13 protein-coding genes are annotated in these 14,683 nt (G+C 50.5%); 2 read left to right on the top strand and 11 right to left on the bottom strand.

Features of this window, described 5'->3' with window-relative positions:
• Nucleotides 1–6 precede the first annotated feature (6 nt).
• Complete coding sequence (locus tag SH451x_RS01220; protein ID WP_479360460.1) at nt 7–1,560, bottom strand: exopolysaccharide biosynthesis polyprenyl glycosylphosphotransferase; 1,554 nt, start codon at nt 1,558–1,560, stop codon at nt 7–9.
• A gap of 467 nt (nt 1,561–2,027) precedes the next feature.
• Between SH451x_RS01220 and SH451x_RS01215 the strand changes: the two genes are divergently transcribed.
• Together SH451x_RS01215 and SH451x_RS01210 are read left to right on the top strand one after the other, a co-directional pair.
• A complete protein-coding gene (locus SH451x_RS01215; protein WP_479360459.1) occupies nt 2,028–2,387 on the top strand; it encodes an STAS domain-containing protein in 360 nt (119 codons plus the stop codon).
• Between the two features lie 96 nt (nt 2,388–2,483).
• On the top strand, nt 2,484–2,933 hold the full coding sequence (locus SH451x_RS01210; RefSeq protein WP_479360458.1) for an ATP-binding protein: 450 nt from the start codon (nt 2,484–2,486) through the stop codon (nt 2,931–2,933).
• A 24-nt stretch (nt 2,934–2,957) separates the two neighbouring features.
• Here the strand turns inward: SH451x_RS01210 and SH451x_RS01205 are convergent, their stop codons facing one another.
• The 10 genes from SH451x_RS01205 to tatC all read right to left on the bottom strand — a co-directional run bounded on the left by SH451x_RS01205 (nt 2,958) and on the right by tatC (nt 14,638).
• Nucleotides 2,958–3,974 carry an NAD-dependent epimerase gene (locus SH451x_RS01205; protein ID WP_479360457.1) on the bottom strand — a complete coding sequence of 339 codons (1,017 nt, stop codon included), beginning with the start codon at nt 3,972–3,974 and terminating at the stop codon, nt 2,958–2,960.
• A 109-nt stretch (nt 3,975–4,083) separates the two neighbouring features.
• Complete coding sequence (locus SH451x_RS01200) at nt 4,084–5,817, bottom strand: Rne/Rng family ribonuclease (RefSeq protein WP_479360456.1); 1,734 nt, start codon at nt 5,815–5,817, stop codon at nt 4,084–4,086.
• Between the two features lie 63 nt (nt 5,818–5,880).
• Nucleotides 5,881–7,629, bottom strand: a complete 1,749-nt coding sequence (gene ptsP / locus SH451x_RS01195; protein ID WP_479360455.1) for a phosphoenolpyruvate--protein phosphotransferase — start codon at nt 7,627–7,629, stop codon at nt 5,881–5,883.
• Between the two features lie 184 nt (nt 7,630–7,813).
• Nucleotides 7,814–8,110 carry an HPr family phosphocarrier protein gene (locus SH451x_RS01190; RefSeq protein ID WP_479360454.1) on the bottom strand — a complete coding sequence of 99 codons (297 nt, stop codon included), beginning with the start codon at nt 8,108–8,110 and terminating at the stop codon, nt 7,814–7,816.
• Nucleotides 8,111–8,121: 11 nt separating this feature from the next.
• Entirely contained in the window at nt 8,122–8,604 is a 483-nt protein-coding gene (locus SH451x_RS01185) for a PTS sugar transporter subunit IIA (RefSeq protein WP_479360453.1), read from the bottom strand.
• A gap of 504 nt (nt 8,605–9,108) precedes the next feature.
• Nucleotides 9,109–9,435 (bottom strand): ribosome hibernation-promoting factor, HPF/YfiA family, encoded by a 327-nt coding sequence (gene hpf, locus SH451x_RS01180; protein ID WP_479360452.1) that lies wholly within the window; start codon nt 9,433–9,435, stop codon nt 9,109–9,111.
• Between the two features lie 375 nt (nt 9,436–9,810).
• On the bottom strand, nt 9,811–11,163 hold the full coding sequence (locus tag SH451x_RS01175; protein WP_479360451.1) for an ATPase, T2SS/T4P/T4SS family: 1,353 nt from the start codon (nt 11,161–11,163) through the stop codon (nt 9,811–9,813).
• Between the two features lie 95 nt (nt 11,164–11,258).
• Nucleotides 11,259–12,434, bottom strand: a complete 1,176-nt coding sequence (locus tag SH451x_RS01170; RefSeq protein ID WP_479360450.1) for a type IV pilus twitching motility protein PilT — start codon at nt 12,432–12,434, stop codon at nt 11,259–11,261.
• A 119-nt stretch (nt 12,435–12,553) separates the two neighbouring features.
• Nucleotides 12,554–13,321, bottom strand: a complete 768-nt coding sequence (gene hisF, locus SH451x_RS01165; RefSeq protein ID WP_479360449.1) for an imidazole glycerol phosphate synthase subunit HisF — start codon at nt 13,319–13,321, stop codon at nt 12,554–12,556.
• 159 nt (nt 13,322–13,480) lie between these two features.
• On the bottom strand, nt 13,481–14,638 hold the full coding sequence (gene tatC / locus SH451x_RS01160; protein WP_479360448.1) for a twin-arginine translocase subunit TatC: 1,158 nt from the start codon (nt 14,636–14,638) through the stop codon (nt 13,481–13,483).
• Nucleotides 14,639–14,683 lie beyond the last annotated feature (45 nt).

Genomic DNA, 14,683 nt, shown 5'->3' with positions numbered 1-14,683 from the left:
CGAACCTTAGTACGCCCCTTCACAGAACAAGACCGTCCTGACTGTTCTAAGCAAAATATAACAATCCATCCACGGGGACCAATTTCTCACGTAAAACTCGTCATATGCAAGTCTTTCGGCGTAGGTTGTGTTGTTTCGTCCGGAGATTTGCCAGAGTCCTGTGATACCAGGGGTTACTCGCAAATACTCTCTGAAGGTTAAGCCATACTTGGCGATCTCTTCGTCCACGATCGGCCTTGGTCCAACTAAGCTCATCTCGCCTACAAAGACGTTCCATAACTGCGGAAGCTCGTCTAGGCTGGTCTTTCGGATGAGCTTGCCGATCCAGGTTATGCGTGGATCATCCTTCAACTTGTGATCTCGCTCCCACTCCGCTCTCAACTCCGGATGCTTGTCAAGGTAATCTGCCAGCACTTTATTCGCATCCGGTACCATCGAACGGAACTTGTGCGCCTTAAAAGTCCGGCCGCCTCGCCCGATTCGGGAATGACTAAAGGTTACAGGCCCCGGACTTGTAAGTTTTATCAGAATCGCGATACAAGCCAAAACAGGGGACAGAAGCAAAAGGGCTAGCCCCGAGAACACAACATCCATCGATCGCTTTATAAACTTTGGCCAAGGAAGCAAAAGAGACTCTTCGATCTTCACTCCACTCATCAGCCCGCAATTCACAAAGGCGCTGCTAGCACAAAAATGCGAGCGGGAGGCTCGGGTGCATACGACTTCCGGGAAGACACTAAATATCTTTGAATTTGCGGCAACCGTTTCAGCCGCATTGTCACCAACAATAAAAAGTCGATACACCTTATTCTTGATCGCGGATTCAATCAACAACTCAGGTGTGCCTCTGTAAGCTACATCTCGCTCGAACTTCCATTCAAACTCCGTCGATATGTCGCGATCAACCGCTCCCCAATTTCCTTCTGGTCCACAAAATCGACCAGCGGGCCGCAACATCGTCCAGCCAAAGCGAGTCATATCTCGGTAAACTCGCAACACGTCTTCGCGTCGCCCTAGAAAGTAGAACGGCAGCCCGATCCCTTGGAATCGCAAAATCGACTTCACAAGACCACGACAAACAGGCAACAATCCAAGCATTAGAACAAATGAGATGCCTAGAGTGATGACATAGGGAGATCGCCAGGAAGAGACCAATAATAGCGCCGCTACCAATGCCATTGTTCCCGTCAAAACGGCACGAAACTGATGCTTTAGTTCGCGAGCTGGATGAAGCCCTGCGCCCGGGTAAAGACCCACTGACCAGAAGCAAATCGAATATGCCATGACGGTGAACGCTGTAAACGCAACTCCGTGATGGGGCGTTGACGTCAGAAAATTGGCGATGCTTAGCCCAATGGCCACAGACAACGCACATGCAACGACGTCACCAATCCAAAGCGGAATGCCTACAGCAAGAATTTGGAGGAAGTAGCCAGAATCTACTGGGCGAGGCGTTGCGTCTGATGCGAAGCCTGCAATCGCAGACTCACGATCTATGGTTGCCAACGAAACGTTGCGGGCATTTGTCTGGGGCTCAAGCGTATCAATAAGGTTCGGCATTGTGACTAGATATGTGTTCTCAAGTGATCCGAATTTGCGGCTTACGTGCCACTTTCAGTTTTTCGCCTCAAACTTATCGAAGTGAGTCTATCTAGGGAAATCTCTAAATCAAGCATTCGGAAACAGACAGGGCCATTAAGAATTGGCAGATATCCCTCACAATCGAACCTCAGGGGGCAATCACTTCCCTTGAATTCCCTTAGTGTCGCCTTGTTGGCTAAGAACAATTCATGTGATTTTCCAAAGAAATTTCTATATTTGCGAGACCTGTCCGCAAATGTGCCTCTCCAAATCCACGCCGTTGCCAAGATCGGTTATCCACCGACCAAGGTGCGACAATTCGGGAATGCTGGCTGGCGTGATAGACGCGGGGAGTAGGGGGATCTACAATAGCACTATTTATAGGGTGAATCGCATATAGTGCGCTAATACCCTCATTCGAGCCTCACTCTTTACCAAATCTCACCATGACCGCTCGCGACCGTATCGTTGTTGCCGAACAAGGAATTATCTCGATCGTCCGCTTCGTCGATAAGAAGATCGTCGATTCAGCTAACATCGAGCAGCTTGGCGAAGAACTCAATAGCCTCGTGTTGCAGGATAAACGGGAGGCAATCCTCCTCAATTTTGAAGGCGTCGACTTTCTCAGCAGTGCGGCCCTCAATAAGCTCATTTCATTAAATAATAAGGTCAAATCAGTTCAAGGGCGTCTCAAGTTTTGCAACGTCAAAGCGGATATCCTTGAGGTCTTTTCGATCACCAAACTCGATCGCTTGTTCGATATTCGCAAAAATGAGTCCGATGCGCTCGCGGCTTTTCGCGCATAGTAAATAAGCCTCCCGTTATCTGCGATCGCAAGACTTCACATCCCCCGAGGAAGTTTCGGCCCATGCGATCAACATCTCTGACCGAGTGAATTCCCTATGACTTCCAAATCAAAGAATTGGGCAATCGATCAGATTATTGAAAGCGATTCCGATCAAGCGCACGAGCTCATCGAAAAGATCGCTGGTCGACTTGAGGAAGAAGAATGGTCCATGCGGGAGCAATTTCAGATTCGAATGGCTATGGAAGAGACCATTACGAACGCCATCGAACACGGCAATCGGCGCTCGCCTGACAAGAAAGTCCGCATCAGTTGCAGGATCTCGCCGCATGAATTTTGGCTAGAAGTTGAAGACGAAGGCTCAGGCTTTTGCCGGGAAGAGATCGCCGACTGCACTCAAGAGGACCGTATCGGACTACCACGTGGTCGTGGCGTCATGTTAATCGAAAGCTTTATGTCTCAGGCGGAATACGTTGGTCGCGGAAATCTCGTTCGAATGTCCCGGACCAGAAACGATCCTAAGTTCGACATACGTCGCGAAGACTAGGCGAACATGTTCACTGCATCAGCGCTATACTTGATAGTATTGGCGATACCACTGAACAAACCTACGAACGCCTTCCTGAACCGTCGTAGTAGGCACGAAACCGACAGCCGCTTTCAGATCATCCACGTCAGCATACGTCGAAGGAACGTCGCCTGGTTGCATCGGCAACAAGTTCTTTTTAGCCGGCTTGCCGATTGCAGCTTCAATTGCCTCGATAAAGTCATTCAAGGCCACAGGCGCATTGTTGCCGATATTAAAGATGCGGTACGGCGCGTTAGAAGTCGCTGGATCTGGACAGCCAGCATCCCACTCTGAATTCGGTTTCGCTACAGTTTCTGTTACAGCGGCGACGGCGGCCACGATGTCATCGACATAAGTGAAATCTCGCTGCATCTGGCCACGATTATAAACATCGATAGGCTGGTCTTCGAAAATGGCTTTCGTAAATTTAAACAAAGCCATATCGGGCCTTCCCCATGGGCCATACACCGTAAAGAACCTGAGCCCGGTTGTAGGCAGGTTGTATAGATGCGAATAAGTGTGCGCTAGTAGCTCATTCGCCTTCTTCGTGGCCGCATAGAGACTAAGCGGATGATCGACATTCTGGTGCACGGAAAAAGGCTGCGTTACGTTCGCACCGTAAACACTAGAACTGCTGGCATAAACAAGATGCCCAACTTTTTGGTGACGACACCCCTCAAGGACATTGGTAGTACCAACCAAATTCGCGTCGATATAGGCGTGCGGATTGTCGATAGAATACCTGACACCAGCTTGCGCCGCTAAGTGGACGACTCGGTCAAATCGATTGGATTCGAACAAGTCCTTGACCGCAGGGCGATCGGCCAGATCAATTTTTTTAAACTGAAAGCGGGGCAAGGTCTCCAACTGTTTCAGACGGTCAAGCTTCAACTGGACGCTGTAGTAGTCGTTGACGTTATCGACACCAACAACTTGCACATCATCCTGCTGCTCGAGCAACAGCTTGGAAAGATGAAAACCAATAAAGCCAGCGGCACCGGTGACTAAAATTGTTCGCATAGTTTCCAGACTTTCGGGTACATCAGGCTGTGTCGCTACCCAAAGTTAATTTGGGTAACGCAAATTTCAACTACTTTTCCTACTTTGGATCGTTGCGTCGTCGTAGATCTTAAATCATCTTCAGCGACTGCAGAAGTGGCGTCGAAATGACGTTGTTCGATCGATCTCGCACGTCGAGTTCGCATTGCTCTGGAAATTGCGACTCGCTTCCAAGCACTAGTAATGTGACCCCCGTTTGCTCTTCGATCTTCATCAACTCCCGTCGCTTACGATTGTTGAGATAGGCAGCTACATTCTCGTTTACACGGACGCTGACACGACTAGCCTGCGACGTCTGAGAGGCGACCAGCATAATGCGATAGACTTCCAACGCCATGCTTTCTGCCGTCTTAACCACCGCGCGCCCCTTGCAGCATGGGCAGTCTTCGTACACGCTCTTCTTAAAACTCGGACGTACTCGTTGCCGAGTCATTTCGATCAAGCCGAATGGACTTGTTCGTAAGATTTTGGTCTTGGCTCGGTCGCGCCGCATCGAATCTCGCAAAGTGTTTTCGACTTTGCGACGATGCGATTCCTTACGCATATCGATAAAGTCGTTGACTATCACGCCACCTAAATCTCGCAGGCGTAACTGCCGAGCGATCTCACGGGCAGCAGCCATGTTGAGCTGAAATGCGTTTTCCTCCGCAGATTCATCGGTACGGAAACTTCCGCTGTTGACGTCGATTGCAACCAACGCTTCGGTCTGATCGATCACCAGCGAACCACCATGTGGCAAAGGTACAACACGCTGATGGATGCGATTTATTTCGGCCTCAAGGCCATGTTTGTGAAATAACGGTTCAGGACCGTCATACAGATGAAGTCGCTCTGCGAATTTCGGCATCGTCATTTCGACGAATTCAACGGCGCGGCGATACGCATCTTCTTGATCTACTGTTATACGATCGATATCGGAAGTAAAGTTATCCCGAATCGTGCGAATCATCATATCGCTCTCTTCGTAGATAACTCCCGGCGCTGGCATCGCTCGCATACGTTTGACGATTACCTTCCAGAGTCGGACAAGGTAAGTGATATCCCGAGCTAGTTCTTTCCGCGTACGATCTTCGCCGGCCGTTCGGACGATAAAGCCAATTCCTTTGGGTGGATCGATCTCCCGCATGTAGTCTCGCAATCGCTTGCGATTTCCCTCGTTCTCGATCTTGCGCGAAATACCGACTCGATTGAGTGCCGGCATCAGGACGATGTAGCGACCTGGGATCGAGATATAGGTGGACAGAGTAGGCCCCTTTGTCCCAATCCCTTCCTTGATAACTTGCACAAGCACTTCATCGCCACGGCGGAAGACTTCTTGAATAGGTGGCTTAAAACGGGGGCGACCGCTTCGTAAGAGGGCACTTTGCTTTCTGCCGCGAGGGTTGGGGCCGCGCCCTCCTTGAAGCTCTGGACCATCAGAATCAACATCATCGTCATCCGCGTCATCTAATTCGTCGTCTGCAGCACCGTGCGCGACTGCGGCGGGGCGGGGTGAACGTCGCGGTTCCCGGTCAACGTCGTCCATATTGCCGTCGGCAATTTCCGCAGGATCGAATCCACCTTGGCGGAAATACTGCGGTTCGACATCGCTGATATGCAAGAATCCATTTCTCCCAACGCCAAAATCTACGAACGCAGCTTGGATACTGGGCTCGATGTTGACGATCTTGCCTTTGTAGATGTTACCAACCCAGTTGTCTTGGCTGGTCCGCTCGGTAAAGAGTTCTTCGAGTTGGTTATCTTCCAGGATCGCAATCCGACATTCTTCGGCTTGCGAAACATTGATTAACATTTCTTTTTTCATTTGTTATTTTCACTTTTGGCTTAAACACGTCCCAGAAAAAGGTTTGCTTCGGCTTCAACTTCTTCACGCCTGGAGCACAATTTCGGGAACTAAATCTGCTAGTTGGTTTTGTAAAAAAGCGTCGACCTCGCGAGCGGTTTCCAATCGCATCGCGCGCCACGCCATGGCTTCGCACTGGTCGATCGTTATGGACCGAACAGCCTTCTTAAGAATAGGAATTGCAGAAGGAGCAACTGATAGGATACGAATTCCCATACCTACAAGCAGAAGCGCGTAGGCTGGATTGTTACTCATTTCGCCGCAGACGCTGGTCGGCACGTTGCTGGCCGCTGCAATCTCTTTCGTCCGAGCAATCAGTCTCAGTACGGCTGGATCGCACGCTTGATAGAGATCAGCGACTGCTTCGTTACTCCGATCCACGGCCAGTGTGTATTGGGTGAGATCGTTGGTACCGATACTTACGAAGTCGATTTCCTTAATGAAGCGGTCCAGCATCATGACCGCCGCAGGAACTTCAACCATCATGCCGATCGGAACGTCATTACGAACCTCATATCCATCTTCGCGTAGATCTTCCTCGACTCCTCTCAAGACAAACCGTGCGCTACGAAGTTCATCGAGCGTCGAAATCATGGGAAACATGATCCGAATATCGCCTCCGTTAGCCGCACGCAAAATCGCTCGCAATTGAGTTCGGAATAACGATGGATTTCGAAGTGAGAGTCGAATCGATCGCAAACCAAGAAAGGGGTTATTTTCATCGCGAGCGACGGGATGAAGCCCCATTTTATCCGCCCCTAGGTCGAGCGTCCGGATAACAACTGGTCGTTGTTTGAGTTCCGCGACAACCGTCGAATAGGCTTGGAAATGATCTTCTTCGGTCGGCTCTTTCGCCGTCCCAAGATACAAGAATTCAGTACGATAAAGTCCGACACCGTCCGCTCCACGCTCCACGCAGCCGACGGCTTCTTGCGGAAACTCGATATTCGCCATCAACTGGATGCGCACGCCGTCACTGGTACATGCCGGCAAATCGCGAATCTCTGCTAGCTTTGTTGAAATCGATTCGCGATGCAATCGACGCTGTGTATAGCGTTCCAGCGTCGCGTCATCTGGACCAACGATCACAGTGCCTCGGTGCCCATCGACGATGATGGTATCTTCACTGCGGAGGCGATGCAGGAATGGCCCAATACCGACGACGGCAGGAATCTCCAAACCGCGAGCGACAATCGCCGTGTGACCGCCAGGTCCGCCGCTCTCAGTACAAATCCCCAACACCTGGCGAGGATCTAAACCAGCCGTTTCACCTGGAGTCAGATCGAAACTTGCAATGACTGCAGGATGTGGAAGCTTTTGCAAAGTTGCGGTGGGCTTGCCAGAAAGTGCTTCTAACAAAAGCCGTTCAATGTCGCTTATGTCCGCCGCTCGTTCAGCCAAGAAACTCGAAGTGGCCTTGCGGAAAGCGGCTGCGTAGCCAGTGAGAACTTCGCTGACAGCAAACTCAGCGGAATGGTCGTTGATATCAACTAACTTTTTAATTTCAGCATGCAATTGTCGATCGAGCAACATCTGCTGCTGAGCCGAGAAGATATTCCCAAGATGCGCACCAAGATTTGCACTGGTATGCTCACGAGACTCCTCCAACCGCGAAGACGCAGTTTTGATTGCCGCCTCAACGCGAGCCCACTCTTGAGCAGCGTCCGAACCAGCCGTTCGGCAGCGTGTAATTTGATACCCTTCGCGGTCAAAAACTAACGCATTACCAATCGCTACGCCCGGCGAAACTGCGATGCCTTGCAATTCCAACATGCCGTATCAGCTCTATCTTCTTTATTTGCCGAAAGCCAATCGATCGATCATGAACGATTGGCTTTCGAGATTATACATTTGCGAACTCTGTGACATTCGCGGTCTGTGAAAGATCTAGCTCCTTCAGCGAGCTGCTTTCCTAACCACCTTGCCACCTATTTTGCACGTCCCTATCACTCTCGAATTATGGTGCGTGCGTCTCATCGTCTTCACCAAACTTGCTGTCAAACAGACCCACAATCTCAGCCACCGCCTCGTCTGCATCTTCTCCATTGGCTTCCAGAGTAATCTGTTCGCCAGCAGTCGCCCCTAGCCCCAGCATGGCCAGATAGCTTCGGCAGTCAACTCGCTGCGAACACCTCTCGAAGGTGAGATCGCACTTATACTTACCAGCCGTCTTTACGAGCAAATCGACAGGACGCATATGCAAACCCTGCGAATTCTGGACAGTGACGACAACTGTTCGATGCTTGATCGCCATATAATGCCGAACTAGCTTCCGCCACCAAACTGGTTATTGTCAGATTCATCCAACAACTGAGAAATATCCTCAGCCTGCTTGGACTGCCGAAGGAACTTGCAGAACGTATCGTTTCGGACCTGACGTGAAATATTCTCCAGCGCCCGCAAGTGATCGCCAGGCCGATCAGGCGGCGATACCAACAAGAAAAACAAGTGTGCTTTCTGTCCATCGAAGCTATCGAACTCGACACCTTCTTCACTCACTCCAACCGTTCCAACAAGACGCTCGACCTGAGCGTTCTTGGTGTGCGGCACAGCGACGCCCTTGCCAATGCCTGTTGAACCAAGTTCTTCTCGCTTCATAATCGCACGAATAATATCATCGCGGTCCTCCGCTTTAATATCTCCGGCTTCAACGAGCGAATCGACTAATTCTGCGATTATTGGCTCTTTGGTCGTAGCCTGCAGACTGGGGCGAATCGCTTTTGTGGATACAAAATCGGCAAATTTCATGCGTTAAACTCTTTGAACTTCGAATCTCCGACCGGATTGCGGTGCGTTAGCCGAGAAAAACCTGCTACCGCAAATCACCAAAATTAAAATTAGCCCGCTCATAACAGCACGGCAAAGACGTGCCAAAACACACGCTATTTCGCAGAGAGGATATCACGAAACATCCAATTTAGAGAGGGGGCAGTCAAGGAAAAACTAGAATCAGAAGCATTCTTGCTGTCAAAAGCCAACTTTTTGCTGGTACGGACACCACAAGGCCCATTTCAGCCCCCCAAAAATGACGCCCCCGGTCGCCCTACTGCGGTTTCGGCAACGATTTCCCTATGCCACGCATCCGATTTTCGAATCAGCGTCTCTTCGAAACGCTGATCTAAAGCCCAAACTTATCTTCCACCAAGCCTCTCGAAGAACCGCAGTATCGCCCAGTCGTTGCCTGCCCCAGTCGTCGAATGCCAAGGTCGCTGGAGGAGCAGCGTGCAGTGCATTGCCGACTAAATCGGTTCTTTAAATCGGCTCTTCAAAATGCACGCGTCCAATTTTGTGGTCGGTAAGCCGCTCTTTATGCTTCCTGACCTGCTGCTCTACTTTATGAATAGCTGCATCTAGAGCGCTGAGAACCGTTTGCGACTCGCAAGTCGCCACAAAGTCGCTTGAACCTTCGGCAGATACGTTGATTTCCACTGTTGGCTTATCGCGATGCTCTAAATCGACGGTGACTTCGATCGCATTGATCCGATCGAATAGCCTTCGTATCTTTTCAACCTTCTCAACAATGATTTGTTGATCTTCCGACTTAAGGTGTCCGTGCCGCGCTGATACATTGACTTGCACAGGAAAGCTCCAATCTATACGTAATTACCAACTCGTCTCATCGGAATCGCCCGATGAGTCTTCTTCCAAATTACATTGTACTCAAGTTAGCTTCGCTGGGGTGGCGGGACACAATGCGATCAACAAATGTTGTGTCCACAAACTGCACACTGCCAAACTAAAGTATCACCTCAGCTAGCGACTTAAGACCTATCAGATTTGTAGGTTACTTTCGGTATCATGTCCAATCCACGAACCGTCGAGTTACGTGGTTTCAAACCCGTCGGCGGCGAATATGCGGATCATAACAATCCAATTACCTCTCCCGCAAAAACAGGATCTCCTGACGACTCCCAAGACGAACACGAACCGCGAGTCGTAACCGCTCGCAAGACGTTACGCCTTTGCGGTCATCACACGCTGCAATTCCTGCAAACTGGTATTTCCTAACGCCACTGCCAAAACACCTTCTTCTTGAAATCCAAGATGACCTGATTTCTTCAAATACTGCCGAATCAGATCGGGCGTCTTTGCATACTGAAGAATCGCTTTTCGCACGTTGTCATCGACCGTCAACATTTCAAAAATCGCCATTCGGCCAAAGTATCCGCGCCCTTGGCATTTGGGGCAGGGCTCAATAGGGTTCCCCTTGTCATCAACGCGTTTATCTGGAGGCGGAAGTACAAACGGCTGGTATAGAGTACTGACCCGTCCGGGAGGAATACCAAGTTTTTGTTGCATCTGCGCCGAAGGCGTAAACGGCTGGCGACAAACGTCACACAGGCGACGCACAAGTCGTTGACTGAGCACCACTCGTGTCAACATCAAAACTTCTTTAGCCTGTGTTCGATGCGAGGAGAGCAGGGTCAAGATCGCTTCAACAGGATCGTTTGCTACGAGCCGCGTAACAACTTGTTTGTCGTTATTCTTCATTTGGTCGACCAACGACTCGACGACTTGGCTGCTGTACAATCGCGGCATCACAAAGACATCGGGTTGTTTTAACAACATCTTGATCATCCGACTCTCTGGCGTGTCACCCTTATCTCGCTCGATCAGATGCGGCGTAACATTGATTAGTTCAGGGTCTGGATCAGCTGCGTCTTCAAGCGCCACCCAATCTCGGGTGTATTTATCGGCAGAATCAAGCGCCACGCGCCAAGTCGTCGGCAAGCCATTACCAGCAGGCGCCGAAATCAAGACCAGACCACCGTTGCTCCCGAGGGCCGATTTAAATTGATCTCGCATCGACTCGCGCATGCCTAGATCTTCGAGCGTCTTCAGTATTGGCTTCTTTGGATCGATCGAGATGAGAACACGCTCCCCGGCGGCTACACCTTGGGAAGTGCATTCAAGCACCCACTCGCCTTGGCCACTCACAATCCCGCATTTACCCATTTGTCGCACTCGGCGTTCGTTTGGATTCATACCAAACAACCGCTTGATCACCACTAATGCGCCATCGCCGCTAGGCCGATCCAGTGGTGGGTTCGCCTCCCAAACACCATCCACGCGAAAGCGTACAACCGTCGCGTTTGCCGTAAAATCCATCAAAATCCTGTCTGCGCGAGCCACAAAAGCAGCCCCTAACAAACCGATTGCTGTAGGATACCCAGGCAACTGGCGGACAGCAATCAACACCCCTTGTGCTTCGTTCTTGGGATAGCTGGTTGGTTTGATGTCTAGCGATGGAAGCGATGGGCCATCATTAGACGCAACAACACTTTTTTTTCTTCTGAGCAGTGCCATGTTAGGTCATCTCAATCGATTTTGTAATTAGAAGAGGACGTCTCGAAGGGACGACTCACGCCACCTCGAGACTATGCGTTTGTATTCGTTGCAGACTAAATAATTCCAGGTTGCGACACATTGATTCCCTTGAGCGACATCTTCAAGGCATCCGGGTTTGGAGCAACTTCGAAAGCTGTCGGACGGTCGATAAGCCCATCGTCTATCAACTGCTTGAGGCTCATCGTGAAGTCCTGCATACCTTCTGCTGCGCCAATGCGTATCGCGTCGGATAGTTTTTCGTCTTTGCCTTCCAAGACTAACTTCCGAACCATGGGCGTAAAGCTCATGATTTCACACGTTGGCACTCGCGATACACCTTCCTTAATGGAGGGTAGCAGCTTCTGAGCGATAATGCCCTTCATGTTGAATGCCATCGCGTTACGAATTGCCGTATGCAACTCTTCAGGAAACAAGTCCAAAATACGGCCAATCGTTGTTGAAGCGCTGGATGCGTGGATTGTACCAAAAACCAAGTGCCCTGTTTCTGCCGCGTGAATCGCCGTCATAAACGTTTCCTCGTCACGCATTTCCCCGACAAGAATAATGTCAGGGTCTTCACGAACCGCGTGCTTCATACCGATTTCAAAGTCCTTCACGTCAACACCAACCTCACGTTGGTTGATCAGACACTTGTCTTCGGTGTATACAAATTCAATCGGATCCTCGAGCGTTAGGATGTGCTTCCGATAATTGCGATTGATCCAGTTCAGCATGGAAGCGATCGTGGTACTTTTGCCCGATCCAGTTACGCCTGCTAGCAGCACCATCCCTTGGTCGTACTTACAGAAGCTTTCCATAACTGCGGGCAGGTAGAGCCCTTCAAAGTTTGGGATAAAGTTGTTGATTCGACGTGCCACGAGGCCTGGGCGACCTAACTGCTTGAGCATATTTACACGAAATCGCCAGCTCACACCCTCAAGCTCGACCGTGTACGAAAAGTCAGCGCCGCCTTCTTCCTCGAAAATACGACGATTGCGGTCGTCAAGCATCGGAATCAGCAGTCGGACCATTTCTTCAACGTCGATGGCAGGGCGACTGAGCGGTCGCAATTCGCCTTTAACGCGAACAATCGGCGGCGAACCTACCTTGAGATGCAAGTCGCTCGCTTCGGTTTTGACGGCGGCCCGAAACAGCTTATCAACTTCCAGCTCTCTCTTGGTCGAAAGCAAAGATTTTGCAAGATTGTCGGCGGCACTGACCTGTGACCGTGATGCTTCTACCGTCGCCATGTACTGTTGTACTCCGTTTTTTCAAACTAAAGAGATAAGGACCTTATTAGGAAGGATATCTCAATTGTAGACAACCCCGCGAGAATCGCCCACTTTTTCTTTTCGAGAGTTGAGACTTCCTACAATCGGACTTCGATCCCGGCTTGCTTCATCATGTTCTTGGTCTCCAAGATTGTATACTCGCCAAAGTGGAAAATGCTGGCCGCCAGAGCAGCGCTCGCACCACCTTTGAGGATTGCATCAACTAGATGCTGTGGTTTTCCTGCTCCGCCGCTAGCTACGACGGGAATTTTCACCGCTTGGCTGACCGCCTTCGTTATGGGCAAATCGTACCCATCCTTGGTCCCGTCACAGTCCATGCTAGTCAAAACAATCTCGCCAGCCCCCAGCTCTTCAACCTGCCTAGCCCAAGCGACGGCTTCCAGGCCAGTCGGTTTTCTTCCTCCTTGAATGTGCACTTCCCAGAATTCTTGGCCCCCTCGCATAACTCGCTTCGGGTCAATGTTTACCACGATGCATTGCGAGCCGAAGCGATCGGCGGCTTGACGCACCAGTTCTGGATTTGTGCAGGCGGCAGAATTAATCGACACTTTATCGCATCCGGCCTGAAGCAATCGGCGGATGTCTTCCAACGTCCGAATACCGCCACCAACCGTTAACGGCATAAAAACTTGTTCCGCCGTCCTGCGAACGACATCCACCAAAATGTCTCGCTCCTCGTGCGACGCCGTAATATCAAGAAAGACTAGTTCGTCCGCACCCTCCGATTCATAGCGAGACGCAACCTGAACCGGGTCTCCCGCGTCTCGCAAGTTCACGAAGTTCGTCCCCTTTACGACGCGACCACCATGCACATCAAGACAGGGAATAACGCGAGCGGCTAACATCCGGCTGAATCCAAGCTCAAAAATAGACAATGAACAAAAGCCGGATTGTAACGCCAACCTGAATTACTTCAAACAGCCGCTCCAGTGCTCGTCCCAGTCGGCGACAGCGGCCGAACGGCCTGAGTAGCTACAAGACTGGCTGCGCAAGTCTTTGCTGTACTAAGCTGGATCGTAACCCTGTTCTGCCTGAAAACCGCGACGTGGAAAATAATGACAAAGGGCGATTCCCAAGAAGTACAAGCCGACCAATGGAACTCCCATGCCGATCATCGATGTCACTTCCGCAGGCGTCAAAATCATCGACATAAACGTGATGACAAGAATTGCTGTTCGCCATTGGGAAAGATAGGTTTGCACCGATATGAAACCAATACGCTCTAACACAAACATGACCAAGGGCAACTGAAATGCAATGCCGAACCCCAGGGGTAAGAACAGCGCAAAGGACATGTAGTCAGACAATCGGGGCGACGCCCCGATTCCGAGACTGTCGTTAAAGGTCAACAGAAATTGAATCACCAGTTTGAAAATCACAAAGAATGCCAAGCACGCGCCTGACAGAAACAGGAAGATCGCAAACGGTAGGAAAAAGTACACGTACTTGCGTTCATGCGGATACAGCCCCGCCGCAACGAAAGACCAAATCGCATAAAAAATCCCTGGGCTGGCAATCACAAAACCAACAACAAAGCCGGCCTTCAACCAAATCATAAAGGGTTCTTGCAAGCCTAACGCTTGATTAGTCTCGGGAGTGCGCTGAATGCGCCAGGTAGGCTGCAGGCTTTCCAACGTAGGAGCGGTAAATTTCTTAAGCTCCAGCGGTATCGCCAGCGTCTTCGCCATCAATTCAGCGTCTGTCGTCGCTTCATCAGCCTCCGTTGTTGTCGACGATCCATCGGCAGCTTCGGCTTTTTTTTCTACCTCTGGAAAAATCTCGTCAGCCGGGGATTGGTAAACCAGTTCAGCCGTCAGACTGTTCGCAACCAAAAAAGCCTTGAAATCTTCGGTGAGATTCCCTCCACCCTTGGCTTCGACAAGTCGTTCTGCACGTTTTGCATAGTACTCATTCAATGCTTGAGCCAGCGGTGTCTGAACGTAGTTCACAACACTGTTGGCAAGCAACAGGCCTATGCACATGCCGCCTGCCAGGAAGGACATCGCCCATATCAGGCACCTCCGAAGCTCCTCCAAATGCGCGCCAAAACTCATCGAACTCTTGTCGAAGAGATCATCAGCCTTTTTGAAGGGCACTCCGCTTTTCAACATTTCCGAGCGATCCAAACGTACAACCTTTTCTGCCGACCAGGAATGCGGCATCTAACTTTCAAATGCAAAAGTACATCGTCTCTAGCAATCCCGCAA

The sequence above is a fragment of the Njordella aestuarii genome (genome assembly GCF_056494165.1).
This window is presented reverse-complemented; position numbering and strand designations above follow the sequence as displayed.